We start from the raw sequence: 22,803 nt of genomic DNA on the forward strand, positions 1-22,803 counted from the left end.
CGCGGCCGGATCGTGCAAGCTCCACGGTCTGTGTTCCACGGAAGCTCCTGATGCCGCATCCCACCCGCGCCCTGGCCGCCGCCATCGCCGCGTTGTTCCTGTTCAGTGCCGTGCCGTCGGCCGAAGCAGCGAAGAAGAAGGCCAGCCGCCCTGCCGCCGCGCAGACCCGCCAGGCTGCCAAGCCCAAGGCCAAGCCCGCCCGCGCCACCGCGCCGGCACGTGGCAGCTCGGCACGCCGCGCCGCGCCGCGCCCGGTCGCGCCGGCCCGTGCCGTACCCAAGCAGGTACAGCTGGAGCGCCTGTACGACGAATACTGGGATGCCTCGATGCGGTTGAACCCGCTGCAGGCCACCTTCCAAGGCGAACCCCGCTACAACGACCAGCTGCCCAACATCCTGTCCGCCGCCTGGCGCCAGCAGTCGCACGACTTCACCACGCAATGGCTGGGCAAGGTCGAGAAGCTCGGCAGTGACGGCCTGCAGGGCCAGGACCTGCTCAGCTACGAGATCTTCGTGCGCGACGCACGCGCCTCGCTGGCCGCCGAGCGCTACCCGAGCTGGATGATGCCGATCAGCCAGTACTACAACATCGGCAGCATCATGGCGATTCTCGGTGCCGGTGCCGGCGCGCAGCCGTTCAACACCGTGCAGGACTACGACACCTGGTCGCGCCGTTCGCTGGGCATTCCCGAGCTGTTCGACCAGGCCATCGACAACATGCGCCAGGGCATGAAGGCCGGCGTGGTACAGCCGCGCGACCTGATGGAAAAAGTGCTGCCGCAGCTGGATGCAGTGATCAAGCCGACCGCCGAGGAAAGCATCTTCTGGTCGCCGATCCGTACCATGCCGAACACCATCCCGGCTGAGGACAAGGCGCGCATCAGCGCCGAGTACAAGCGCATGATCGAACTGCGCATCATGCCGGCCTACCGCGCCCTGCGCGGCTTCATCGCTACCGAATACCTGCCCGCCACCCGCGCCAGCAGTGGCCTGGGCGCTCTGCCCGATGGCCAGGCCTGGTACGCCAACCTGATCGTGCAGACCACCGCCAGCGACCAGACCGCCGCGCAGCTGCACGCGCTGGGCGAACAACGCGTGCAGGAACTGCAGGCCCAGATCGCCACGGTGATGAAGGATGCCAAGCTGCGCGGCACCCCCACCAAGCTCCTGCGCAGCATGCGCAACGACCGCCAGTTCCAGTACGGCGATGCCAACGCGCTGATCAACCGTTACCGCCAGGTGCAGCAGCAGGTCAACGCACGCCTGCCGCAGGTGCTGGATACGATGCCGAAGGCGCCGCTGGACGTACGCGCGGTGGAACCGGAGCGTGCACTGACCGCCGCGGCCGCGGCCTACCAGCCGGCACTGCCCGGGCAATCCGCGGTGCTGTACGTGAACACCCGCGACCTGCCCAGCCGCAAGCGCTGGAACGTGCCGGTGCAGTACCTGCATGAAGCGATCCCCGGCCACCACGTGCAGCTGGGCCTGCAGCAGGAGCTGGCCAAGCTGCCGCGCTTCCGCCGCCTCGGTGGCGACCTCGCCTTCGTCGAAGGCTGGGGCCTTTACGCCGAAACGCTGGGCGAAGACCTGGGCATCTACACCGATCCCTACGACCGCATCGGCTACCTGTACTCGCGCCTGCTGCGCGCCGCCCGCGTGGTGGCCGATACCGGCGTGAACGCCCAGGGCTGGAGCAAGCAGCAGGCTGTCACCTACCTGCAGAAGACCGTGGACATGAGCAGCGACGATGCCAACGCCGAAGTCGAGCGGATCATGGCCCAGCCCGGCCAGGCGCTGTCCAACGTGGCTGGCCTGACCACCATTGTTGCCCTGCGCGACAAGGCCAAGGCGCGCCAGGGCGCCGCCTTCGACCTGCGCCGCTTCCACGCCGAACTGCTGAAGGACGGCTCGATGCCGCTGGACGTGCTGGACCGCAAGATGGAACGCTGGATGGCCCAGCCGGCCAGCGCCACGCCCGCCCCGTCACCCTGACCCTTCCGGAGCCGCCATGCGTCCTGCCGTCGCCCTGTTCGCCATCGTGCTGGGCCTGCTGCCGCTGGCCACCTCCGCCGCTCCGGTGCTGACCCCACCGGATGCGGGCATCGACGGCCTGATGCAGGCCTACGACGGCCAGGTGCCCGGCGCCGCCGTACTGGTGCTGCATGACGGAAAGCCGGTATTCCGCCGCGGCTATGGCCTGGCGGTGGTCGAGGACGGCACCGCGGTCACCGCGGCCAGCAACTTCCGGCTGGCCTCGGTCAGCAAGCAGTTCACCGCTGCGGCGGTGCTGCTGCTGGTGGAAGATGGCCGGCTCGGGCTGGATCAACCTGCCCGGCAATGGCTGCCCGAACTGCCACCGGCTGCCGCCGCCATCACCATCCGCCAGCTGCTCTCGCACACCGGTGGCCTGCTCGACTACGAAGACCTGATGGACCCGGCCGACAGCCGCCAGGTGCACGACGCCGATGTACTGACCCTGCTGTCGCGCCAGGACCGGCTGAATTTCGCGCCCGGCACGCAGTACCACTACAGCAACAGCGGCTATGCGCTGCTGGCACTGATCGTCGGACGCGCCTCCGGCCAGGATTTCGCAGCCTTCCTGCAGCAGCGCATCTTCCGCCCACTGGGCATGGCCCACACCGTGGCCCACCAGGACGGCGTCGATACCATCGCCGCACGCGCCTATGGCTACAGCTGGATCGATGGCCGTTGGCAACGCACCGACCAGAGCACCACCAGCGCCGTGCTCGGCGATGGCGGCATCTATTCCTCGCTGGACGACCTGGCCCGCTGGGATGCGGCGCTGTACGACGACCGCCTGCTCTCGAAGGCCTCGCGCCGCGCGATGTTCAGCCCGGCCACGGCAACACCCGAAACGGACGTGCCGCACTACGGCTTCGGCTGGCGCCTGAATGGCCCGGTGCAATGGCACAGCGGCGAGAGCATCGGCTTCCGCAACGTGATCGTGCGCCACCCGGAGAAGCACCTGACCGTGATCGTGCTGACCAACCGCAACGACCCCGAACCCTATCCGCTGGCGCTGAAGATCGCCCAGCGCTGGCTGGACACCCTGCAATGACCCGCGATGCCGACGCCCTGCTGGGCATCCACCACGCCGCACTGATCTGCAGCGACTACGCACGCTCGAAGGACTTCTACGTGCGCATCCTCGGCCTGCGCGTGCTGGCCGAGAACCACCGCAGCGCGCGCGATTCCTGGAAGCTGGACCTGGCCCTGCCCGACGGCGGGCAGCTGGAACTGTTCTCCTTCCCCTCCCCGCCGCCCCGGCCCAGCCGCCCGGAAGCCCAGGGCCTGCGCCACCTCGCGTTCCGCGTGGCCGCGCTGGAGCCATTCATCCAGCGCCTGGCCGCGCATGGCGTGGCGTGCGAGCCGATCCGCGTGGACGAATACACCGGCCGCCGCTTCACCTTCTTCGCCGACCCCGACGACCTGCCGCTGGAGCTGTACGAGGTCGGTTGACGCCCCCGTGGGTCAGATCCCTTTTCCGTCGGAAAAGGGATCTGACCCAATCGCCGTCACCGGAAACGCCATCCACGCATGGCGTGGATCTACCGTGTCGACCAAGGTCGACACCTATCCAACAGCCGCAGAAATCTGTCAGAGGTGGGGCGGTGTGGGTGGGCAGGACCGTTGGCGCCATGGATGGCGCCATCGAGCCCCCATGGATGGGTTTACGGCGTGTCCTGCCCACCCACACCGCCCCGCCATCCCACGGAATCCCGCCGTTGCCGTTGAGGTTGCCGGCCAGCGGCCGGCACTACCGCGGGTGCAGGGCGCAGCCCTGCAAAGCCCCTCTTCCCCATACCCCGCCGAATGGGTATACAGTCGACCCATGCCGGCAGCGTGCCGGAATGAACCCTGGGAGGGGACCATGCGCAACACCTTCAAGACCCTGCTGCTGGCACTGCCGCTGTGCCTGGCCGCCCTGTCGGCCCAGGCCGCCGACGGCGCCGCCGGCCGCTGGAAGACCATCGACGACAAGACCGGCAAGGTGAAGTCGATCGTCGAGATCACCGAGGCCGCGAACGGCACGCTGACCGGCAAAGTGGTCGACATCCTGCACTCGGACAAGGGCCCGAACCCGGTCTGCGATGGATGTGAAGGCGCCAACAAGAACAAGCCGGTGAAGGGCATGACCATCCTCTGGAACCTGAAGGCCGACGGCGCCAACAAGTGGTCCGGCGGCACCATCCTCGACCCGGCCAACGGCAAGACCTACAAGTCGAAGATGGAGCTGCAGCCGGGTGGCACCAAGCTGGACGTATCCGGCTGCATCGCCTTCATCTGCCGCGCGCAGACCTGGCAGCGCGAATAAGCGCCCCGGCCCCCGCGTCATCCCCGTGACCCGGCCCCGGCCGGGTCACGTCGTTGCGGGCATGCGATACTCTGCGGTTCCCCTCGGCTTCACCCCGCGACCATGACCCGTACCGCGCTCGTCACCACCGCCCTGCCCTACGCCAACGGCCCGCTGCATCTGGGCCACCTGGTCGGCTACATCCAGGCTGACATCTGGGTGCGTGCGCGGCGAATGAGCGGCGGCAAGGCCTGGTTCGTCTGCGCCGACGACACCCACGGCACGCCGATCATGCTGGCTGCGGAAAAGGCCGGGGTCACCCCGGAAACCTTCATCGCCAACATCCAGGCCAGCCACGAACGTGACTTCGCCGCCTTCGGCGTGGCCTTCGACCATTACGACTCGACCAACTCGGCGGCCAACCAGGCGCTGACCGAGCAGTTCTACCTGAAGCTGGAAGCGGCCGGCCACATCAGCCGCCGTTCGGTGGCGCAGTTCTACGACCCGGCCAAGGGCATGTTCCTGCCCGACCGCTACGTCAAGGGCATCTGCCCGAACTGCGGCAGCCCCGACCAGTACGGCGACAACTGCGAAGTCTGCGGCGCCACCTATGCGCCGACCGACCTGAAGGAGCCGCGTTCGGTCATCTCCGGTGCCACGCCGGAAATGCGCGATTCGGAGCACTTCTTCTTCGAGGTGGGCCACTTCGATGCGTTCCTGCGCGAATGGCTGGCCGGCGATGTCGCCCTGCCGGGCGTGAAGGCCAAGCTCGGTGAGTGGCTCAATGCCGAAGGTGGCCTGCGCGCGTGGGACATCTCGCGCGATGCGCCGTACTTCGGCTTCCAGATTCCCGGCCAGCCGGGCAAGTACTTCTACGTCTGGCTGGATGCGCCGATCGGCTACCTGTCCAGCTTCCAGACCCTGTGCGGCAAGCTCGGCGAAGACTTCGAAGCGCACCTGCGTGCCGGCACCAGCACCGAGCTGCACCACTTCATCGGCAAGGACATCGTCAACTTCCACGGCCTGTTCTGGCCGGCGGTGCTGCACGGTACCGGCCACCGCGCGCCGACCCGCCTGCACGTCAACGGCTACCTGACCGTGGACGGCGCCAAGATGAGCAAGTCGCGTGGCACCTTCGTGATGGCCCGTACCTTCCTCGATGCCGGCCTGGAGCCGGAAGCGCTGCGCTATTACTACGCCGCCAAGTCCGGCGGCGGCGTCGACGATCTCGACCTGAACCTGGGTGATTTCATCGCCCGTGTGAACGCCGATCTGGTCGGCAAGTTCGTCAACCTGGCCAGCCGCTGCGCCGGCTTCATCAGCAAGCGCTTCGACGGCCTGCTGGCCGCGCAGCTGCCCGATGCGGCGCAGTACCAGCGCTTCGTCGATGGCCTGGCGCCCATCCGTGAAGCCTACGAGCGCAATGACCCGGCCGCGGCGATCCGCCTGACCATGACCCTGGCTGACGAAGCCAACCGCTACATCGACGACGTCAAGCCGTGGGTCATCGCCAAGCAGGAAGGTGCCGACGCACAGCTGCAGGCCGTATGCAGCCAAGGCCTGAACCTGTTCCGTGTGCTGGTCACCGCACTGAAGCCGGTGCTGCCGGCCACCGCCGCGCAGGCCGAGGCCTTCCTGACCGCGCCGGTGAACGACTGGACCGACCTGGCGCAGCCGCTGCTGGGCCACCGCATCACCGACTACACCCCGCTGTTCACCCGTATCGACCCGAAGAAGATTGACGCCATGATCGACGCCTCCAAGGACACCCTGCAGCCGGCCGCCGCTGCCGCCCCCGCCGCCAAGACCGACGCCGCCAAACCGGCTGCACCGGCCCCGGCCAAGGACGACGCAAAGAGCGCCGATGCGCCGGCCTACATCGGCATCGACGATTTCGCCAAGCTCGACCTGCGCATCGGCAAGGTGCTGGTGTGCGAGTTCGTGGAAGGCTCGGACAAGCTGCTGCGCTTCGAGCTGGACGCCGGCGAACTGGGCAAGCGCCAGATCTTCTCCGGCATCCGTGGCAGCTACGGCGAGCCGGAAGCCCTGGTCGGCCGCAGCGTGGTGTTCATCGCCAACCTGGCCCCGCGCAAGATGCGCTTCGGCCTGAGCGAAGGCATGATCCTGTCGGCCGGTTTCGACGGCGGCGCGCTGGCGCTGCTGGACGCCGACAGCGGCGCACAGCCGGGCATGCCGGTCCGCTGATGCCCGCAGCGGGCGTGGCCACCGCCACGCCCGCTGGCAGCACCGGCCACCGGAGGCAACGCGATGGGAAGCAACGGAATGGAACTGGCGCTGTTCGACTTCGACCACACCGTGACCACCTGCGATACCTATGGCCGTTTCCTGCGCCGCGTGGCCACGGCCGAACAGCTGGCGCAGGCGTGGTGGAAGGTCGGCCCGTGGCTGGCCGCATACAAGCTGAAACTGATCTCGGCCGAACGCATCCGTGCACGCGTCACCCGCCTGACCTTCAGCGACCGCCACAGCGATGACATCACCACGCTGGCGGCCGGCTTCTCGCGTGAGTTCCTGCCCGAGGTTGTGCGCCCGGAAATGCTGGAACAGATCCGCTGGCACAAGGAACAGCAGCACACCGTGGTGATCGTGTCCGGCTCGCTGGACCTGTACCTGCGGCCGTGGTGCGAGCAGCTGGGCCTGCAGCTGATCTGCAACCGGCTGGAAAGCCAGGACGGCCGCCTGACCGGTCGTTATGCCGGCGGCGACTGCGGCCCGCGCAAGGTCGAGCACATCCGCCGCCAGTTCGATCTGTCGCGCTACGTGCGCATCCATGCCTACGGTGACAGTTCAGAAGACAAGCCGATGCTGGCGCTGGCGCACGAGCGCTGGTTCCGTGGCAAACCCCTGAAGTAATCCCAACGCGCAGCCTTCGCCACGCATGAGCCTGATCCCGCCCCTGACCGAACGCCTCGACCGCCTGCTGCCGCAGACCCAATGCGGGCAATGCGGCTACGACGGCTGCCGCCCGTACGCGCAGGCGATGGCGCGCGGCGAGGTGGGCGTGGACCGCTGCCCGCCGGGCGGCGATGCCGGCGCGCGCGCACTGGCGCAGGTACTGGGCGTACCCGCCGTTCCGTTTGATCGTTCGCGTGGCGAACACAAGGCGCCGCAGGTGGCGCTGATCGTGGAAGCCGACTGCATCGGCTGCACCAAGTGCATCCAGGCCTGCCCGGTGGACGCCATCGTCGGCGGCGCCAAGTACATGCACACGGTCATTGCCGATCTGTGCACCGGTTGCGAGCTGTGCATACCACCGTGCCCGGTGGATTGCATCGAGATGCTGCCCCTGTAACGGGGTCTGCAGAAGGGGTCAGATCCCTTTTCCAACGGAAAAGGGATCTGACCCCGTTCAATGATTACGGCACCGCTGCCGTCACCACGATCTCGACCTTCCACTCGGCGTGGGCCAGCTTGGCTTCGAACGTTGCGCGGGCCGGGGTCGCGCCCTCGACCACCCACTCGTCCCATGCCTTGTTCATGCCGTCGAAGTCGGCGATGTCGGCCAGGAACACTTCGGCGCGCAGCACGTGCTGGCGATCACTGGCGACCAGCGCCAGCAGCTTGTCGATCTCGGCCAGCACCTGCCGGGTCTGCCCGGTGATGTCCTGGCTGGTGTCTTCCGGAATCTGGCCGGAGAGATAGGCGACCTTGTTGTACACGGTCATTTCGGACATGCGCGGTCCGACGTCGTAACGCTCCATCATGGGCGTGGCTCCTGCGGGTGATCAGGCCTGCATTGTCCTCCAAACCGGTCAACGGTGGGTGCATGGGTGACCTTCGCGCAGCCCCACTACCGGGCTACGACACGCCTGCTGGTCAAATGACGGCGACAGGCGCACGATGCGCCACGCCCCGCGTTGACACTGCCCTCGCCCCTCCTGACGCACCCTTGCGCCGATGACCCCAGCCACCGACCCCGCCACCGCTTCCTCCACCCCGGCATGGAAGCGGGTCCTCACCATCGTCGTTCCACTGCTGATCCTCTCGCTGGCCCTGCATGGCCTGGCCAGTGAATTCGATGAGCACGGCTACCGTGCCATCCGCCAGGCGTTCCGCCAGCTCAGCGGCGCCCAGATCGCGCTCACTGTGGTACTCGGCCTGGCCAGCTACGCCTGCCTGATCGGCTTCGATGCCATCGGCCTGCGCCGCAGCGGCATCCGCGTGCATCCGGCGCGCATCGGCATCACCGCCTTCCTCGCGCACACGCTGGGCCAGACCGTGGGCTTTGCCGCGTTGACCGGTGGCGCAGTGCGCCTGCGCGGCTATCGCAGCGCAGGCCTCGACCTGGCGCAGATCGGCCAGGTGGTGCTGATGAGCACGCTCGGATTCGTGTTCGGTGCGTGGCTGCTGATCAGCGTGGCGTTGTGCATGGAACCGGCGGCAGCGGCGTTGGCATTGCCATTGAATCCCGATGCCGTGCGCATCGTCGGCATCGTCGCCCTGCTCGCCTATCTGGGTACCGTGCTGCTGGTCGGCCGCGATGGCCGGCAGTTCAGCGTGTTCGGCCATGCGTTGTGGCTGCCCGACCGCCGCACCATGATCGGCGTCACCGTGCTCAGCGTGATCGAGCTGGTGCTGGCCAGTGCCGCCTTCTACGTGCTGCTGCCGGACTCCACGCCGACCGGCCTGCCCGGCTTCGTCGGCCTGTACCTGGTGGCGGTGCTGGCCGGCCTGGTCTCGACCGTGCCGGCCGGCCTGGGCGTGTTCGAGTGGAGCCTGTTGAAGCTGCTGCCACAGGTGGCACCGGCAGCGGTGCTGGCGGCGGCGTTGATCTACCGCGTTACCTACTACGTGCTGCCGCTGGTGCTGGCCACCCTGCTCGCCCTCGCGCCTGCCCTGCGCCAGCCGCTGCAGGCCAGCGCCGGGGCAACCCGCGCCGGCTGGAATGCGCTGCGCCCATGGCTGCCGCAGATCATCGCGCTGGCGGTGTTCAGCATCGGCGCGGCGCTGGTCATCGACGGCACGCTGCCGACGCCACGCCGTCACCTGGTGAACGCCTCGCTGCCGATTCTGGAAACCTCGCACCTGATCGGCAGCCTCAGTGGCGTCGCGCTGCTGTTGATTGGCCAGGGCCTGGCCCGGCGCAGCCACGCGGCGTGGATGCTGGCAATGGCAGTGTGCGTGATCACCCCACTGCCGCTGTGGCTGCGCGGCGGCCAGCCGCTGATCGCGGTGTCCGCGTTGCTGGTGGCGATGGCGTTGTGGGCCGCCCGGCGCGAGTTCTACCGCCAGGGCGCGCTGCTGGACGAAGCCTGGTCGTGGCCGTGGCTGCGCAACCTCGGCCTGGTACTGGTCGCGGTCACCTGGCTGCTGTTTTTCACCTACAGCCATGTCGAATACCAGAATGAGCTGTGGTGGCAGTTCGCGGTGTCGGGCAACGCACCGCGCGCGTTGCGTGCGTTGCTGGTAGTGGCCATCGCGCTGGTGATGTTCGGCCTGGCGCGGTTGCTGCACAGCACGCGCAGCCCGCTGCAACCCGCCGACGAGGCCACGCTGCAGTCATTGGCACCGGTGCTGGCCGGCGCTACCGATACCCAGGCCTGCCTGGTGCTGACCGCCGACAAGGCGGTGCTGCGTGATGATGCAAACCAGGGCTTCGTGATGATGCAGCGCTATGGCGGTTCGCTGATCGCGATGGGCGATCCGGTCGGCCCGCCGGAGGTCGCCCGCGCATTGATCTGGCGCTTCCGCGAGGAAGCCGACCGGCTCGGCCTGCGCCCGGTCTTCTACCAGGTCGGCGAGACCTACTGGCAGACCTACCTTGACCTCGGCCTGGGGCTGGTCAAGCTGGGCGAAGAAGCGATGGTGCCGCTGCACGACTTCGGCCTGGAAGGTCGCGAACGCGCCGACCTGCGCCAGGCCTGGAACCGCGGCAAGCGCAGCGGCCTGTCGTTCCGCGTGGCGCAAGTGGAAGAGATTCCCAGCCTGCTGCCACGCCTGCACGCGATCTCCAACGCGTGGCTGGAAGACAAGGCCGGCGACGAAAAGGGCTTCTCGCTGGGCAGCTACGACCCGGACTACCTGGTGCGCTTCCCGGTGGCGCTGGTCGAGGCCGAAGGCCAGATCGTGGCGTTCGCCAACCTGTGGCAGGCACCGGCCGGTGCCGAGCTGTCGGTGGACCTGATGCGCCACGTCAACGAGGCGCCAAAGGGCACGATGGATTTCCTCTTCATCGAACTGTTCCTGTGGGGCCGCGCGCAGGGCTATGCACGCTTCTCGCTGGGCATGGCGCCACTGTCCGGGCTGGCACAGCATCGCCTGGCCGGCCGCTGGAACCGCCTGGCCGGCCTGCTGGCGCGGCATGGCGAACGCTTCTACGGGTTCAGTGGCCTGCGCCGCTTCAAGTCGAAGTTCGACCCGCAGTGGCGGCCACGCTATCTCGCTGCGCCGGGTGGCATGCACTTGCCGGCGGCGCTGCTCGATGCCACGCGCCTGATCTCGCTGGACCCGCGGCGCAACTGAGGCCGCCATCCGTCGAGCATGGCTCGACGCTACTGCGGCTCGTTCTGGTGGGTGCGAACCGTTGGTTCGCACGCTCTCCGGTTCACGCCCCGCCCTTGAGGATCACTTCGGCCAGGCGGTCGTAGTCACCATTGAAGTGGTGGTCGCCGGGCAGCTTCACCTTCTGCACGCCGTCGTTGGCCGGCAGGCCGGGGCACAGCGCGTCATCGTCGTCCTGGCCGTACACGCACAGCGTCTTGCCAGTCGGGAGTCTGGCCACTTCCGGCGCGATCGGCAGGCCGTCGCCGCCACCGCCCAGCCAGTTGCTGACGTGGAATTCGAAGTCGGCCTTCTTGCCTACCGACAGCAGCACGATACGGTCCAGCGCTGCACGGGTATCGGCATCGAGCTGGTTGATGGTGGCCGGCAGCACGTCGGCGCCCTGCGAGAAACCGATCAGCATCACCTTGTCGCGGTGCCACTGCTGGCGGTAGTGGTCGATGATCTTCTGCAGGTCAGCAGCGAAGCCCTTCGGCGTGCGCTCGCTCCAGAAGTAGCGCAGCGAGTCGATGCCGACCACGGCCACGCCATGCTCGTTGAGCGACGACGCCACGTCCTTGTCTAGGCCGGCCCAGCCACCATCGCCGGAAACGAACACGGCCAGCGTGTCGCCGTTGCCGGTCGCCGGTACTTCCACCACCGGCAGGCCCTTCAGCGCGGCCGGCGGCGGTGCCAGGCTGACGCCCGCCTGCGCACCCATCACCCGCGCGGCAGCCACCAGGCCCGGTGAGGCATCACCACGCGCGGTGCGCTTGAACTCGCGCGCCATCGCGACCTGCTGCACGAACCCGCTGGCCTCACCCACCTTGCAACCGTGATCACCGGCTGCACTCAACCACGGGAAGTTCAGTTCGGCGGGTTGCAGCTTGTTGCGCTTCACGCCATCGCCGCAGACCATGCGCTCGTGGTTGTGGTCCGGGCAGAAGCCGGTGGTGAGCAGGCCGGCGAACACCTGGGTGTCGGCCTGCGCGGCCAGTGAGTAGGCCATTTCTGCACCTTCACCATCGCCGCCGACCAGCGGCAGGTGGTAGCCGGGCAGATGCAGGGAGGCCTGCAGCCAGCGCGAGAAGTTCTCGACGTCGCCGGAACCGAACGAACAGGTGGGGTCGCCCTCACGCTTGAGCACCCCGCGCAGGTGCGCGATGTCCACGGCTGCGACCATCGCGCCATCGGCACGCAGGGCCTCGATCGGCAGACGGCTGGTATCGCCGCCGGCGGAAGGTTCATGGAACCAGATCACCACCCGCTGCGGCGTTCCCGATGGCATGTGCACCGGAATCTGTTCGAACCGTCCGTGGCTGAACTGCTGCACGGTCGCTGCCGCGGTTGCCGGCAGTGCGGCCAGCGCCAGCACCACACCCATTACCCTGACCAGCCCTGCACGCTTCATATCGCAGCCCCGATGGAATGCGCACACGATACGCTGCCTCCACGTGCACGGCACGTACCGGTGCAGGCCGTTGGGCTTTCAGCAGGCCGCGGCGCGACGACTGCGTCGATACAGCGCCAGTGCCAGATACAACAGCCAGCCCACGATCACCACGATCACCACTTTCTGCCCCAGCCCGCGCGGCGGCCCGCCACGCCACAGCACGTGCAGCCACAGCAGCACGAAGGCCAGCCAGGCCCAGCCCCAGAGCAGGCCGGCGGCGGATTGCCAGCCCGGTTCGCGGCGCAGGTACCAGGCCTGCAGCAGCATGCCGACGCTGGCGCACAGGAACGCGGTGTTGGCCGCCAGCCCATGGATGAACGGTGCCAGCAGCGGCGTGGCTTCGGGCAGCCAGCTGTCACCGATGGCGACCGTGGCCAGGCCCAGCGCCGAGACCGTGAACAGCAGCGGCGCCGCCGCGCTGCGCCGCGGGCCGATGCTGCCGCGATAAAGGGCGATGCCGAGCAGGGCGATCGCCAGTGCCAGCAGGCAGTAGGCTGCGCGCAACGCCAGCCCCCACGGCCCGTGCAGGTAGAGGCTGAGCGTGGCCCGCACCCAGTCCAGGTCGGTGCGCGCGAACTGCGTCCACAGCGCGGTGGCCAGGAACAGAGCCAGGGCTGCCAGCGCCAGTAGCGCCGCCGGACGCGCGCGGCTCATGCGGAGGCCTCCGGGTGCCGCGCCTGCCATTCGGCCAACGCCTTGCGGTAGCGCTGCAGCTCATCGGCATACAGATCCAGCACGCACAACGGGCAACCGCTGCCGCAGCATTCGTTGGGACCGGGCTCTTCCGGCGGCAGCGGACGGGGATCGGGATCAGGGACGGACACGGTTGGAAGCGGTGATCAGTGGAAACAGGCCCCAGTGTACCGGGCTGGCTCAGTGGTCCAGCTGGCGGCGCAGGTTGTCGCGCGCGGCCGCGTCGAGGCGCTGATGGAAGAATTCGCTGAGGAAGATGCGCGGTGCGCGCAGCAGGCCCTGCAGGAAACGGCGGCGACCGGCGCGATACAGGAAGCCCGGCACCACGCCCTTGTACTCCTCGGCCACGCCACGGTCATACGCGGCGAACAGCGGTTCCGGCGCGGCCAGGATCGCCATGTCGCAGTCCAGGAACAGCGCGGCCTCGGCATCGACATCGTCCGGGCCGAGCGCGCCATGGCGGGCGGTCAGCAGGATCAGCTGCTCGACCCGGGCGGCATCGACGGCGGCGAGTTCCGGCGCCTGCGCGATCGCCTGCAGGGCCAGCTGCGCCGAACGCGCCTCGTTGTCCTTTCGCCCCGCCACGTAGATCGCATCGTGGTAGAGCACGGCCAGGTAGACCTCGGCCGGCTGCTGCCAGCCGGGGCCGTCGGCAACCTCCTGGCAGTGCTGCAGCACCGCGCGCACGTGGCCGAAGTGGTGGTAGGCCCGTGGCGGCGTTGCGTAGCTGTCCTGCAGCGCCTGCCACTGCACTGGAGCGAGCGTCAGCGGGGAAAAGTCCATGCGCGGATCATCCCGCCTGCGCCGGTGGCGGGCAAGCTGTCACTTTTTTCACCACGCCCTCACAACGCCCTTCGCACCAGGCCGCAACGTGGTTGTCCACAGCTTTTTCGAGCGCTGGTCCACACCGGTTGTGGATGAACGTGCGGACCGACCAACGGTCGCTGCAGCGGTGCGCGCACAGGTCTACACTCGCCTCAGGCGGGAGCGCCCGCCGCTGCCGGGAGCCGTCATGTATCGTCCTGCCGCCCGATCCGTTCTGCTCGCACTGGCCGCATTGGCGGCACCGTCCGCGATCGCACTCAACCCTGCCGCGACCGAAGCCCCCGCAGTTGTTGCCAGCAACGCCGCGCCGACGATTCCGACGCCGCAGCAGGTATTCGCGATTCCGCCGGCGATGCTCGACATGCTGCGCACGCAGGTGATCAATCGCAGCTACTCGCGCGAGCAGCGCCTGCAGGCGCTGGTGGAAATGATCTTCGACCGCCACGGCCTGGACCTGCAGTACGACGCCGACGCGACCCTCACCGTCAGCGAGATCTGGCAGCAGCGGCGCGCCAACTGCCTGGCCTTCACCCTGATGTTCGTCGCGCTGGCACGCGAAGCCGGCATCCAGGCACGCGTGCAGGAAGTCGGCCAGGTGGTGTCGTGGTACCAGGACCAGGCCCAGGGCCTGGTCTACAGCGTTGGCCACGTCAATGCCGGGGTCGGCTTCGCCGGCCGCTTCGCCACCGTCGATCTGGATCGCAACGTGCTGTACGACCGCCGCGGGCCACTGCCGATCAGCCAGGCACGGGCATTGGCACACTTCTACAACAACCGCGGCGCCGAACGCATGGCCAACGGCGACCTGGTGGGTGCACGCACCTTCTTCAATGCCGCGCTGGCACAGGACAACAGCTTCGCCGCCACCTGGAACAACCTGGGCGTGCTGGAAAACCGTACGGGCGATGCCGCCGCCGCGCGCCGGGCACTGGAAACGGCGCTGCGACTGGACGGCCGCCAGGACGCTGCACTGACCAACGCCAGCGCGTTGTACCGAAAGCTGGGCATGGTCGTGCAGGCGCAGGCGCTGGAGCAGCGGCTGCAGTCGGTGCAGCGCGAGGATCCGTTCGCGCAGTACATGCTCGGCGCCGAGGCCGAACGCGCCGGCCAACTGGATCAGGCGATCCGCTATTACCGGCAGGCCGTGCGCCTGTACGACACCGCACACCAGTTCCACTTCGGGCTGGCGCGGGCCTATTTCCTGGCCGGCCAGCTCAAGCGCGCCGATCGTGAACTGCTGCGCGCGCAGGAGCTGGGCGGTGCCCCGCAGCAGGCGCGCTACCAGGCCAAGCTGGACAGCCTGGCCCGCTGGCGCGCACAGCAGCAGGCCAGGCGCTGAAAGCCGGTCAGGCCTTCTTGAGGAAGCAGGTCTTCAGGACCAGGCCCTTGATCTTGTCCGAGTTGCCTTCGATGTGCTCGGCATCGTCCTCGACCAGGCGGATGTTGCGGATCACGGTGCCCTGCTTGAGCGGGATCGAGGAACCCTTCACCTTCAGGTCCTTGATCACGGTGACGGTGTCACCGGCCTGCAGGGTGTTGCCGTTGCTGTCACGCACGACCAGGGTCGAACCGGCACCTTCCTCGGCGGTCCATTCGAAGCCGCAGTCGGCGCAGATCCACAGCGCGCCATCGGCATAGGTGTTTTCCAGGGTGCACTGCGGGCAGGCGGGGGCAGAAGACATCAGCAAGTACCTCAAAGTGAATCAACAGCCGCCATTGTAACCGCCCGGCTCCCCTGCCCTTTTCCGGGAGGCGCCCGGCGGACTGCATGACCCGATCCGGAACCCCGATCCGGAACGGGAGGCCGCAGGAACTTGCAGTCGGCGGCGAACTGCAGCAGAGTGCGCGGCCCCTGATCGCCCCCGGAACTCCCCATGCGCCTCGGCATCGACTTCGGTACCAGCAATTCCGCCGCCGCCATCGTGCATGAGGGGAAACTGCTGCCGATCCGCTTCGGCGACGCCGAGCAGTTCCGCACCAGCGTGTATTTCCCCGGCGTGGTGCCCGACCCGGACGACTTCCAGCTCGACGACGGCCAGGAACACCAGCTGCAGCAGATGATCGACAGCGCCGCGCGCGCGGCGCGTGCCGCCGGCCAGGAACGCACGCCGCAGGCGCTGCGCCGCGAAGCCCTGCGCGCGCTGCGCCGGGATTGGATGGAAGCCCGCGCTGGCAAGGAACGCAGCGCCAACGACCTGCTGCAGAACGCGGTCTACGGCGACGAAGCGCTGGAAGCCTATTTCGAGGAACACGAAGGCAACCTGGTGCAGAGCCCGAAGTCGATGCTCGGCTACAACCTGCACCCGCGCGCGAAGCAGACCATCACCGGCATCGCCGCGCACATCCTCGAACACATCCGCCTGACCGCCAGCGCCCAGCTCGGCCAGCCGCTGCGCGCCGCCCTGCTCGGGCGTCCGGTGCAGTTCCGCAGTTCGATCGGCGCAGCCGGCAACGACCAGGCGCTGGACATCCTGCGCGAAGCGGCCACCCAGGCCGGCTTCGACCAGATCGATTTCCTCGAGGAACCGGCCGCGGCGGCCATGCACTACCACGCCGAAAGCCGCGAGCGGCACCAGGCGGTGATCGTCGATATCGGCGGCGGCACCACCGACATCGCCCATGCCGAGGTCGGCGGCGACGACGCCCCGCGCATCCACCGCGCCTGGGGTATCGCCCGCGGCGGTACCGATATCGACCTGGCGCTGAGCCTGTCCAGCTACATGCCGCTGTTCGGCCGCGGCATCACCCGCGTGCCCGCCCATCACTACGTGGAAGCGGCCACGGTGCAGGACATGACCCGCCAGCGCGACTTCCGCCTGCACAAGTACGACCATGTGGACGCGCCCTGGGGCGACCGCCTGCAGGCCCTGCAGGACACCGGCAACACCGCCCGCCTGTACCGCGATGTCGAACGCGCCAAGATCGCCCTCAGCGCTGCCAGCGAGCACCGCAGCACGCTGGACTACATCGCCCGCGACCTGCATGCCGACAGCAGCGCCGACGGCCTGGCCGCCGCCGCCCATGGCTACCTGGAGCAGATCCGGGAGCTGCTGGCCCAGGTCCGCAGCGACATCGGCGGCGACCCGGATGCGGTGTTCCTGACTGGCGGCATGTCCCGCGCCGGCTACCTGCGCCAGGCGGTAGCGGCCGCCTTCCCGGGCGCCCGCATGGTCCACGGCGAGCCCTCGCTGGGCGTGGTCCAGGGCCTTGCGCTGGCGGCAGCCAGCCAGGATTAACAAAACGTTACGCGGTCTAAGTTACTCTTGGTCGGCTAGAACCCTGCTGCACCTTCCACCGGCCACGCCGGTGTGTGTCCACGGTGCAGCCTGGCCCGCCCAGCGGGCCTAGCGGCCATGCCTTCCTGGCTCGTTCATGGTCCGCGCAGCACCTGAGCCGCCATCGAGACCCGCTTTGGGCACCCGCCAGGCCCCTGAGGCCTTACAACCTGACGCAGCACCTGCACCCATCGACTGCCGCCGTTGTGACGCGGTCTGTTGCCGGTTGCCCGTGCTGCTGCAGCCCGGCGACCACGTGCCCGGCCAGTTCCTGTCACGCGACACCCACGGCCGTGCCGTGATGGCGCGCAACGAGGAAGGCTGGTGCGCGGCGATCGATCCCTATCACCTGCGCTGCACGATCTATTCGCAGCGCCCGGCGATCTGCCGCCAGTTTTCGATGGGCGGCGATGACTGCCGCCGCGAGCGGCAGGACTACCTGCGCCAGGCCGATGCCTGGGCGCTTTCCTCCCCTTCCACCTGACAGGAGCAACCATGCCCCGCAAGGCAAAGACCCCCGCGAAGGCCAGCAACAGCATCCGCAGCGAACGCAAGGGCGCGGCCGCCAGCACCGTGGTCAGCAGCGATTCCATCGCTTCGGACCTGGCAGCGTTCCGCAAGGCCGGTGGCAAGATCGAAGTCCTCGGCACTACCTGGGCGCTGAAGAAAGCCAGCTGACCCAGCTCCGACCGCGGCGGCGCTGCCGCCGCGGCCTGCCGGATCGCGCTCAGCGATCCAGGCGTACCCGGACACTGCCCGAATGCGACTGGATGCGGATGTCACCGTCGCCATTGCCGAGCCGTGTATCGAGATGGCTGCCGGGGCCGTAGCGCGGCCGCTCCACCTGGCCGGCGTCGCTGTTGATCGACCCGCTGAAGCTGTTCACCGACAGCTGCGCCGAGACCGTGCGTGGCAGCCGCAGGTTGACCGACGCACTCACCGATTCGACATTGATACGGCCCCCCGGTGCCAGCCCGGCCGCCGACAGGTCGATGCTGCCCGACACGGTTTCCACCGCCAGCCGCTGCACCCGCCCGGCATCGACCTCGACCCGGCCGGATACCGTCTGCGCACCGATGTCACCGGACACGCCGCCGCCGGCCTCGATGCGGCCACTGACCGTGTTCACGTCCAGCTTCGGCGTCTGCAGGCGCGCGATGACACCGCCGCTGACCGTATTGAGCTTGCTGTCGCCGCTGCGACCGGAGGCGCTCAGGCTGCCGCTGACCGTGTCGGCCTGCAGGCGGCGCACATCGATGCCGCTGATGTCCTGGCTGGCACTGACCGTGCTCAGCAGCAGTTCCACCGAGCGCGGCACGTTCAGCACCAGCGTCGCGCCGCCGTTGTTGTTGCGACGCGGGTACTCGATCTCCCAGCGCACGCGGTTGGCACTCTTCTCCTGGCGCAGCTGCAGGCCATCGCTGAGCGTACCGGTGAGCTGCACGTCATTGCGGTCCCAGCCACGCACGGTCACTTTGCCGGCCACGTTGCTCAGTTCGATGCGGCCACCGGCGGCCAGGTTGTGGCGCTCGTCGATCTGGGTGTCAGCCAGGGCCACCGCCGGCAGCAGCAACAGCGCGGCGCAGCAGGTCATCAGGGATCGTGTCATCAGGGGTCTCCTCAGGTCGTCAGGCCGGACTCGGCGGCATAGGCCGCCTGCCGGGTCAATTCCAGCCGCAGCGCGTAGGTGCGCTTGAGCTGGCCAAGCAGATGCGGCGCGCGTGGATCCTGCGCCAGCGCGGCCTGGATCTGTGCCGCGCTTTCATCGAGTTCGTGCAGCGCCGGCTGCCATTCCGGCGCCCGGCCTGCGGGCAACGAGGCCACTGCCTGCTGGTACTGCGCGGTCATCGCCGCGGCCTGCAGCTGCAGGGTAGACGGCACCGGCGCGTCCGGCTGCGCATGGCGCCACGGCGCCACCGCGTAGAGCGCCAGGCTTGCGGCCAGTGCGGCCCCCACCGGCAACCACCAGCGCCGGCGCGAACGTGCAGGCAGCGCCACAACGTTGTCGGCCGGCACAGGCGCCGCCTGCGGTTCACGCGGCGGCAGCTGCGCCGCCAACCGCGCCCAGCCATCGGCGGGCAGGCTGCGTTCGGGTGGCAGCGCGCGCAGTCGGGCCGCCAGATCGTGGTCGGAATCGTGTTCGTGTGTACTCATGTCATGTCTCCCAGCCGTGCGCGCAACAGACCGCGCGCACGATGCAACTGTGCCTTGGAACTGCCGACGGCCATCTGCAGCTGCTCGGCGATCTCGTGGTGTTTCCAGCCTTCGATGTCATGCAGCACCAGTACCGCGCGCGCCCGTGGTGGCAGCGTCGACAGCGCCCGTTCGAGGTCGCGTTCGGTGCCGGCACAACTGTCATGCACCGCCAGTTCCTGCAGTCCTCCGTCCACATCCTCAAGACTGTCGTGGTCCTGCCCGGCGGCGCGCCCACGCAGTTCCATCAGCGCAGCGTTGACGCCCAGGCGATGCAGCCAGGTCGACAGGCTGCTCTCGAAACGGAACCCGGGCAGCGCCTTCCACGCCTGCAGGAAGGCTTCCTGCAAGGCATCTTCGGCACGCGCCTGCTGGCCCCCGCACAGGCGCCACAGCACGGCGAACACGCGCGGCGCATGCCGCCGGTACAGCAGTTCATAGGCCGAGGTATCGCCGGCGGCCGCCGCCCGCACCAGGGCGGGTTCATCGACGGCGTCGTGGGCGGCAGGCGGCGCGGGCATGGTGGTGTCGAGCATATCGCTTGGATGCGGCGGCCCGGGAAAAGGTTTAGAGCCGGACGACGATCACTGCCATGCAACCTTTTTGATGGCTGCTGCATCCATGGAAGGTCCTTCGCGAAATTGCCGTCCAGGAGTCCCTGCATGTCCAGCCCATCCTGCGCCGCCCTGCTGGTGATCGCCGCCTGTGTCGTACTGCAGGCGCTGGGCCTGTCGCTGCAGCTGCGCCCCGACAACGGCCGCGCCTGCCTGCAGCAGCATCGCCAGGAGCTGGTCTGTCTGGCCTGGGCACCGGCGGTCGAAACCGGGTCACGCGCCGGGTAACATCGGGGGCCGTTTCCCCCTCCGTAGTCACCCCATGATGTTGTCGCTGAAGGATCACCTGCCGCCTTGGACCCACCCCTGGCTGAATGACGTGGGCATCGCCGTGAAGATCCTGCTGACCCTGCTGGCGGCCTGGCTGCTGCGGGTGCTGGCGCGGCGCCTGATCCGCCGTTTCGCCGAGCACTACACGCTGCCACCGGAGATGGCGATGGGCGCGCGCCGCATCACCAGTTTCGTGGTTTATTTCAGTGCCCTGCTGTACATCCTCAGCCTGCTCGGCGCATCGCCATCGGTCCTGTGGACCGCCTTCACCGGCTTCGCGGCCGTGGGCGCGGTCGCGTTCTTCGCCGCCTGGAGCGTGCTGTCCAACATCTTCTGCACGCTGCTGATCTTCACCACCCGTCCGTTCCGCCTGCACGACTACATCGAGGTGCTGGAAAACGGTGAGAAGCCAGGCCTGAAGGGCCGGGTGATCGACGTGAACCTGATCTACACCACGCTGCAGGAGACCGGCGACGGCCACGAGGGCACGGTGCTGCAGCTGCCGAACAACCTGTTCTTCCAGCGCACGGTGCGCCGCTGGCGCGACCCGGCGCAGGCCCCCGGCGGCATCCAGGGCGACGGCTGAGGGTGGTTTTCGGCAGGGCTGCGCCCTGCACCTGCCGAAGCAACGTCAACTTCAACGTCAAAAACGGGCATTCCGTGGGATGGCGGGGTGGGTCCGGTTGAGGGGGGCGCCGTAAATACGTCCATGTAGGCTCGGTCGCCGCATCCATGCGGCTCACGCCCCCTCAACCGGACCCACCCCGCCTTCGACAGATTTCCGCGATCTGCCGGAACGGCACGGGGTTGGATCCCGTTGCTACGCAACGGGCTCTGACCCCAATTTGACTATCGATATCTGACAGATTTCATCCACGCATGGCGTGGATTTACCAGATCGCGGAAATCTGTCAGAGGTGGGGCGGTGTCGGATTGCGGGGTGTCAGCCGCATGGATGCGGCTGCCAAGCCTACATGGACGTACTTGCGGCGTCCCCGCAATCCGACACCACCCCGCCACCCCACGGAACGCCAGCTTTTGCTGTTGATGTTGCCTTGGCTTGAAGGCATCTGCAGGTGCAGGGCGCAGCCCTGCCGAACAACCCTTACCTCAGCTGGCTGTCCTTGCTGCCGCGCCGGTTGTAGCCGGCATGCGCCTGCGCTTCATCATCATGTGCCTGCTGGCACGCCACGCACAGTCGAACACCCGGCACGGCCTGGCGCCGCGCCAACGGGATCGGCGCGTCGCATTCCTCACAGTGTTCCAGACCCGGGCCCTCGCGCAGTTGGCGCCGCGCGCGGGCGATCGCGTCGTCGACGGTGGCGTCGATCTGGTCCTGGACCGCGCCGTCTCCCGCCCAACCGGTGGCCATGGCCATCCTCCGCAGGTGTGTCGCCTGATATGGGGACGATACACCTCGGCAAAAGACAGGCCTTCATGTAGAGCCGAGCCACGCTCGGCTGCGCTTCAGGATGACGAATAGAACGTGGACGGGTCCGATCAGGCCGATTGCGGCTTAATCCCCTCCGTCCCCTTTTTTTGCTTACCAGACCAGGTCGTCCGGCACCTGGAACTGCGCGTAATAGGCGTCGTCCTCGGCGTTGCCGGTGGAGATCTCGGCGGTCGAGCCCGGCTGGCCGTGATCGACGATGATCGCCTCCGGCGCGCGCTCACGCACCTTCTCGGCGGCAGCACGCGGCAGCAGGGCGTAGCCCTCGCCATGGGCAACGATGACCAGCACGCCCACCGACAGCGCCTTGCGCAGCTTGGGGTCGATCAGCAGGGTACGGATCGCCGCGCCGTCGCTGAAGCGGTACTCGTCGTCGCCCTTGTGGGGTACGGCGTGGGCCGTGATGATCTGCCTGGCCTGGGCCTTCTGTTCAGCCTGCCTGGCTTGGGCATTGCGTTCGGCGGCCAGTGCGCGGTCGCGCTCGACCTTCTCGGCGCGGGCACGTTCAGCCTCGCGCTGGACCTCGGCCGAGGTCGATTCGGCCTTGCCCTGGCGGGCCTTGGCCTGCGCGCTCGCGGCAGCGCTGGCCTGCGACTTCTTGGCCAGGCCGGCCTTGAGCAATTGTTCCTGCAGCGCGTTGGGCTTTGCCATGGTCGGTGCGTACCGCGTGTAATCTTGGATGCCCCATTCTACCGACGCCCCGCCGCCCCTGCATGGCAGTCCTGAAGTACCTCACCGGCTATCCCGAACCCCTGGTCGCCCAGGTCAGCGAACTGCTGGCGCAGGGCAAGCTGGGCCCTTGGCTGCAACAGCGCTACCCGGACCCGCATGAGGTGCGCAGCGACCGCCAGCTGTACGACTACACCCAGGACCTGAAGGACCGCTACCTGCGCAAGTCGGTACCGCTCAACAAGGTCTGCTACGACAACACGCTGGAAGTGATCAAGCACGCACTGGGCACCCATACCGCGATTTCCCGCGTGCACGGCGGCCGCCTCAAGGCCAGCCGCGAGATCCGCATCGCGACCGTGTTCCGCCAGGCGCCAGCGGCGTTCCTGCGCATGATCGTGGTGCATGAGCTGGCCCACCTGAAGGAAGCCGACCACAACAAGGCCTTCTACCAGCTGTGCCAGCACATGGAGCCGGACTACCTGCAGCTGGAGTTCGATACCCGCCTGTACCTGACCGAGCTGGCCAACCGCGGCCAGCGCTGAC

The 22,803-nt window shown here is 68.2% G+C and carries 26 protein-coding genes; 15 read left to right on the forward strand and 11 right to left on the reverse strand.

The genetic code is table 11. From position 1 onward, the window contains the following. Positions 1 to 50: 50 nt before the first annotated feature. The 7 genes from AB1281_RS14135 to rnfB all read left to right on the forward strand — a co-directional run bounded on the left by AB1281_RS14135 (position 51) and on the right by rnfB (position 7,627). Complete coding sequence (locus tag AB1281_RS14135; protein WP_430346211.1) at positions 51 to 1,991, forward strand: DUF885 family protein; 1,941 nt, start codon at positions 51 to 53, stop codon at positions 1,989 to 1,991. A gap of 16 nt (positions 1,992 to 2,007) precedes the next feature. Further along, entirely contained in the window at positions 2,008 to 3,078 is a 1,071-nt protein-coding gene (locus AB1281_RS14140) for a serine hydrolase domain-containing protein (protein WP_430346212.1), read from the forward strand. Then, positions 3,075 to 3,479, forward strand: a complete 405-nt coding sequence (gloA2, locus tag AB1281_RS14145) for an SMU1112c/YaeR family gloxylase I-like metalloprotein (protein ID WP_049447129.1) — start codon at positions 3,075 to 3,077, stop codon at positions 3,477 to 3,479. The genes AB1281_RS14140 and gloA2 overlap by 4 nt, the downstream gene beginning before the upstream one ends. 412 nt (positions 3,480 to 3,891) lie before the next feature. Beyond that, entirely contained in the window at positions 3,892 to 4,335 is a 444-nt protein-coding gene (locus AB1281_RS14150; protein WP_014038046.1) for a DUF2147 domain-containing protein, read from the forward strand. Positions 4,336 to 4,437: 102 nt separating this feature from the next. Next, positions 4,438 to 6,519 carry a methionine--tRNA ligase gene (metG, locus tag AB1281_RS14155; RefSeq protein ID WP_430346213.1) on the forward strand — a complete coding sequence of 694 codons (2,082 nt, stop codon included), beginning with the start codon at positions 4,438 to 4,440 and terminating at the stop codon, positions 6,517 to 6,519. 78 nt (positions 6,520 to 6,597) lie between these two features. Beyond that, positions 6,598 to 7,188 carry an HAD family hydrolase gene (locus tag AB1281_RS14160; RefSeq protein ID WP_075677000.1) on the forward strand — a complete coding sequence of 197 codons (591 nt, stop codon included), beginning with the start codon at positions 6,598 to 6,600 and terminating at the stop codon, positions 7,186 to 7,188. Between the two features lie 25 nt (positions 7,189 to 7,213). Next, a complete protein-coding gene (gene rnfB, locus AB1281_RS14165) occupies positions 7,214 to 7,627 on the forward strand; it encodes an Rnf electron transport complex subunit RnfB (protein ID WP_014038049.1) in 414 nt (137 codons plus the stop codon). A gap of 64 nt (positions 7,628 to 7,691) precedes the next feature. Here the strand turns inward: rnfB and AB1281_RS14170 are convergent, their stop codons facing one another. Continuing rightward, positions 7,692 to 8,039, reverse strand: a complete 348-nt coding sequence (locus AB1281_RS14170) for a RidA family protein (protein WP_005418155.1) — start codon at positions 8,037 to 8,039, stop codon at positions 7,692 to 7,694. Positions 8,040 to 8,232: 193 nt separating this feature from the next. Between AB1281_RS14170 and mprF the strand changes: the two genes are divergently transcribed. Continuing rightward, on the forward strand, positions 8,233 to 10,797 hold the full coding sequence (gene mprF, locus AB1281_RS14175; protein WP_430346214.1) for a bifunctional lysylphosphatidylglycerol flippase/synthetase MprF: 2,565 nt from the start codon (positions 8,233 to 8,235) through the stop codon (positions 10,795 to 10,797). An 82-nt stretch (positions 10,798 to 10,879) separates the two neighbouring features. Here mprF and AB1281_RS14180 read toward each other — a convergent pair whose 3' ends face one another. The 4 genes from AB1281_RS14180 to AB1281_RS14195 form a co-directional block, all read right to left on the reverse strand. Further along, positions 10,880 to 12,226: a virulence factor family protein gene (locus tag AB1281_RS14180; RefSeq protein ID WP_343202917.1), complete on the reverse strand. Its 1,347-nt coding sequence runs from the start codon at positions 12,224 to 12,226 to the stop codon at positions 10,880 to 10,882. A 78-nt stretch (positions 12,227 to 12,304) separates the two neighbouring features. Next, complete coding sequence (locus tag AB1281_RS14185) at positions 12,305 to 12,922, reverse strand: DUF998 domain-containing protein (protein WP_014038052.1); 618 nt, start codon at positions 12,920 to 12,922, stop codon at positions 12,305 to 12,307. After that, a complete protein-coding gene (locus AB1281_RS14190; RefSeq protein WP_032958663.1) occupies positions 12,919 to 13,092 on the reverse strand; it encodes an oxidoreductase-like domain-containing protein in 174 nt (57 codons plus the stop codon). The genes AB1281_RS14185 and AB1281_RS14190 overlap by 4 nt, the downstream gene beginning before the upstream one ends. Positions 13,093 to 13,141: 49 nt before the next feature. Continuing rightward, the gene (locus tag AB1281_RS14195) at positions 13,142 to 13,744 is read right to left on the reverse strand and encodes an HD domain-containing protein (protein ID WP_430346215.1); all 603 of its coding nucleotides are present in this window, start codon (positions 13,742 to 13,744) and stop codon (positions 13,142 to 13,144) included. 229 nt (positions 13,745 to 13,973) lie between these two features. On the opposite strand from AB1281_RS14195, the gene AB1281_RS14200 reads away from it, so the two are divergent. Beyond that, the gene (locus AB1281_RS14200; RefSeq protein ID WP_430346216.1) at positions 13,974 to 15,125 is read left to right on the forward strand and encodes a tetratricopeptide repeat protein; all 1,152 of its coding nucleotides are present in this window, start codon (positions 13,974 to 13,976) and stop codon (positions 15,123 to 15,125) included. A gap of 7 nt (positions 15,126 to 15,132) precedes the next feature. On the opposite strand, the gene AB1281_RS14205 is transcribed toward AB1281_RS14200, so the two are convergent. Then, positions 15,133 to 15,468 carry a zinc ribbon domain-containing protein YjdM gene (locus AB1281_RS14205; RefSeq protein ID WP_014038055.1) on the reverse strand — a complete coding sequence of 112 codons (336 nt, stop codon included), beginning with the start codon at positions 15,466 to 15,468 and terminating at the stop codon, positions 15,133 to 15,135. A gap of 192 nt (positions 15,469 to 15,660) precedes the next feature. Between AB1281_RS14205 and AB1281_RS14210 the strand changes: the two genes are divergently transcribed. From AB1281_RS14210 to AB1281_RS14220, 3 genes are all read left to right on the forward strand, one after another. Next, complete coding sequence (locus AB1281_RS14210) at positions 15,661 to 17,022, forward strand: Hsp70 family protein (protein ID WP_430346217.1); 1,362 nt, start codon at positions 15,661 to 15,663, stop codon at positions 17,020 to 17,022. 229 nt (positions 17,023 to 17,251) lie between these two features. Then, the gene (locus AB1281_RS14215) at positions 17,252 to 17,545 is read left to right on the forward strand and encodes a YkgJ family cysteine cluster protein (RefSeq protein WP_053462562.1); all 294 of its coding nucleotides are present in this window, start codon (positions 17,252 to 17,254) and stop codon (positions 17,543 to 17,545) included. Positions 17,546 to 17,556: 11 nt separating this feature from the next. Further along, the gene (locus tag AB1281_RS14220; protein WP_005410566.1) at positions 17,557 to 17,739 is read left to right on the forward strand and encodes a hypothetical protein; all 183 of its coding nucleotides are present in this window, start codon (positions 17,557 to 17,559) and stop codon (positions 17,737 to 17,739) included. Positions 17,740 to 17,788: 49 nt separating this feature from the next. Here the strand turns inward: AB1281_RS14220 and AB1281_RS14225 are convergent, their stop codons facing one another. Genes AB1281_RS14225 through AB1281_RS14235 form a run of 3 tightly spaced genes read right to left on the reverse strand, consistent with a single transcriptional unit; the run spans position 17,789 to position 19,790 of the window. Then, a complete protein-coding gene (locus tag AB1281_RS14225; RefSeq protein ID WP_014038057.1) occupies positions 17,789 to 18,670 on the reverse strand; it encodes a DUF4097 family beta strand repeat-containing protein in 882 nt (293 codons plus the stop codon). Between the two features lie 11 nt (positions 18,671 to 18,681). Then, on the reverse strand, positions 18,682 to 19,215 hold the full coding sequence (locus AB1281_RS14230; RefSeq protein WP_430346218.1) for a hypothetical protein: 534 nt from the start codon (positions 19,213 to 19,215) through the stop codon (positions 18,682 to 18,684). Further along, positions 19,212 to 19,790: an RNA polymerase sigma factor gene (locus AB1281_RS14235; protein ID WP_014038059.1), complete on the reverse strand. Its 579-nt coding sequence runs from the start codon at positions 19,788 to 19,790 to the stop codon at positions 19,212 to 19,214. Before AB1281_RS14235 ends, AB1281_RS14230 begins: the two co-directional genes overlap by 4 nt. A gap of 126 nt (positions 19,791 to 19,916) precedes the next feature. Between AB1281_RS14235 and AB1281_RS14240 the strand changes: the two genes are divergently transcribed. Both AB1281_RS14240 and AB1281_RS14245 read left to right on the forward strand, forming a co-directional pair. Next, a complete protein-coding gene (locus AB1281_RS14240) occupies positions 19,917 to 20,096 on the forward strand; it encodes a hypothetical protein (RefSeq protein ID WP_014038060.1) in 180 nt (59 codons plus the stop codon). A gap of 34 nt (positions 20,097 to 20,130) precedes the next feature. Beyond that, positions 20,131 to 20,724 (forward strand): mechanosensitive ion channel domain-containing protein, encoded by a 594-nt coding sequence (locus AB1281_RS14245; protein ID WP_014038061.1) that lies wholly within the window; start codon positions 20,131 to 20,133, stop codon positions 20,722 to 20,724. A 519-nt stretch (positions 20,725 to 21,243) separates the two neighbouring features. Here the strand turns inward: AB1281_RS14245 and AB1281_RS14250 are convergent. Further along, positions 21,244 to 21,510 (reverse strand): DksA/TraR family C4-type zinc finger protein, encoded by a 267-nt coding sequence (locus AB1281_RS14250; protein WP_032129365.1) that lies wholly within the window; start codon positions 21,508 to 21,510, stop codon positions 21,244 to 21,246. Between the two features lie 171 nt (positions 21,511 to 21,681). Continuing rightward, positions 21,682 to 22,239 (reverse strand): DUF2058 domain-containing protein, encoded by a 558-nt coding sequence (locus AB1281_RS14255; RefSeq protein WP_119006601.1) that lies wholly within the window; start codon positions 22,237 to 22,239, stop codon positions 21,682 to 21,684. A 62-nt stretch (positions 22,240 to 22,301) separates the two neighbouring features. Here AB1281_RS14255 and AB1281_RS14260 point away from each other — a divergent pair, with 62 nt between their 5' ends. Continuing rightward, positions 22,302 to 22,802, forward strand: coding sequence for a M48 metallopeptidase family protein (locus tag AB1281_RS14260; protein ID WP_014038064.1), 501 nt, complete (start codon positions 22,302 to 22,304; stop codon positions 22,800 to 22,802). The last annotated feature ends 1 nt before the right edge of the window (position 22,803 follow it).

Origin of the sequence: Stenotrophomonas sp. NRRL B-14846, from assembly GCF_050473585.1 — a bacterium.
Lineage (GTDB): Bacteria > Pseudomonadota > Gammaproteobacteria > Xanthomonadales > Xanthomonadaceae > Stenotrophomonas.

What these genes read in the sequence shown, in the direction of transcription:
- AB1281_RS14135 (WP_430346211.1), top strand. Translation starts at nt 51, where the DNA reads ATGCCGCATCCCACCCGCGCCCTGGCCGCCGCCATCGCCGCGTTGTTC.
- AB1281_RS14140 (WP_430346212.1), top strand. Translation starts at nt 2,008, where the DNA reads ATGCGTCCTGCCGTCGCCCTGTTCGCCATCGTGCTGGGCCTGCTGCCG.
- gloA2 (WP_049447129.1), top strand. Translation starts at nt 3,075, where the DNA reads ATGACCCGCGATGCCGACGCCCTGCTGGGCATCCACCACGCCGCACTG.
- AB1281_RS14150 (WP_014038046.1), top strand. Translation starts at nt 3,892, where the DNA reads ATGCGCAACACCTTCAAGACCCTGCTGCTGGCACTGCCGCTGTGCCTG.
- metG (WP_430346213.1), top strand. Translation starts at nt 4,438, where the DNA reads ATGACCCGTACCGCGCTCGTCACCACCGCCCTGCCCTACGCCAACGGC.
- AB1281_RS14160 (WP_075677000.1), top strand. Translation starts at nt 6,598, where the DNA reads ATGGAACTGGCGCTGTTCGACTTCGACCACACCGTGACCACCTGCGAT.
- rnfB (WP_014038049.1), top strand. Translation starts at nt 7,214, where the DNA reads ATGAGCCTGATCCCGCCCCTGACCGAACGCCTCGACCGCCTGCTGCCG.
- AB1281_RS14170 (WP_005418155.1), bottom strand. Translation starts at nt 8,039, where the DNA reads ATGATGGAGCGTTACGACGTCGGACCGCGCATGTCCGAAATGACCGTG.
- mprF (WP_430346214.1), top strand. Translation starts at nt 8,233, where the DNA reads ATGACCCCAGCCACCGACCCCGCCACCGCTTCCTCCACCCCGGCATGG.
- AB1281_RS14180 (WP_343202917.1), bottom strand. Translation starts at nt 12,226, where the DNA reads ATGAAGCGTGCAGGGCTGGTCAGGGTAATGGGTGTGGTGCTGGCGCTG.
- AB1281_RS14185 (WP_014038052.1), bottom strand. Translation starts at nt 12,922, where the DNA reads ATGAGCCGCGCGCGTCCGGCGGCGCTACTGGCGCTGGCAGCCCTGGCT.
- AB1281_RS14195 (WP_430346215.1), bottom strand. Translation starts at nt 13,744, where the DNA reads ATGGACTTTTCCCCGCTGACGCTCGCTCCAGTGCAGTGGCAGGCGCTG.
- AB1281_RS14200 (WP_430346216.1), top strand. Translation starts at nt 13,974, where the DNA reads ATGTATCGTCCTGCCGCCCGATCCGTTCTGCTCGCACTGGCCGCATTG.
- AB1281_RS14205 (WP_014038055.1), bottom strand. Translation starts at nt 15,468, where the DNA reads ATGTCTTCTGCCCCCGCCTGCCCGCAGTGCACCCTGGAAAACACCTAT.
- AB1281_RS14210 (WP_430346217.1), top strand. Translation starts at nt 15,661, where the DNA reads ATGCGCCTCGGCATCGACTTCGGTACCAGCAATTCCGCCGCCGCCATC.
- AB1281_RS14220 (WP_005410566.1), top strand. Translation starts at nt 17,557, where the DNA reads ATGCCCCGCAAGGCAAAGACCCCCGCGAAGGCCAGCAACAGCATCCGC.
- AB1281_RS14225 (WP_014038057.1), bottom strand. Translation starts at nt 18,670, where the DNA reads ATGACACGATCCCTGATGACCTGCTGCGCCGCGCTGTTGCTGCTGCCG.
- AB1281_RS14230 (WP_430346218.1), bottom strand. Translation starts at nt 19,215, where the DNA reads ATGAGTACACACGAACACGATTCCGACCACGATCTGGCGGCCCGACTG.
- AB1281_RS14235 (WP_014038059.1), bottom strand. Translation starts at nt 19,790, where the DNA reads ATGCTCGACACCACCATGCCCGCGCCGCCTGCCGCCCACGACGCCGTC.
- AB1281_RS14240 (WP_014038060.1), top strand. Translation starts at nt 19,917, where the DNA reads ATGTCCAGCCCATCCTGCGCCGCCCTGCTGGTGATCGCCGCCTGTGTC.
- AB1281_RS14245 (WP_014038061.1), top strand. Translation starts at nt 20,131, where the DNA reads ATGATGTTGTCGCTGAAGGATCACCTGCCGCCTTGGACCCACCCCTGG.
- AB1281_RS14250 (WP_032129365.1), bottom strand. Translation starts at nt 21,510, where the DNA reads ATGGCCACCGGTTGGGCGGGAGACGGCGCGGTCCAGGACCAGATCGAC.
- AB1281_RS14255 (WP_119006601.1), bottom strand. Translation starts at nt 22,239, where the DNA reads ATGGCAAAGCCCAACGCGCTGCAGGAACAATTGCTCAAGGCCGGCCTG.
- AB1281_RS14260 (WP_014038064.1), top strand. Translation starts at nt 22,302, where the DNA reads ATGGCAGTCCTGAAGTACCTCACCGGCTATCCCGAACCCCTGGTCGCC.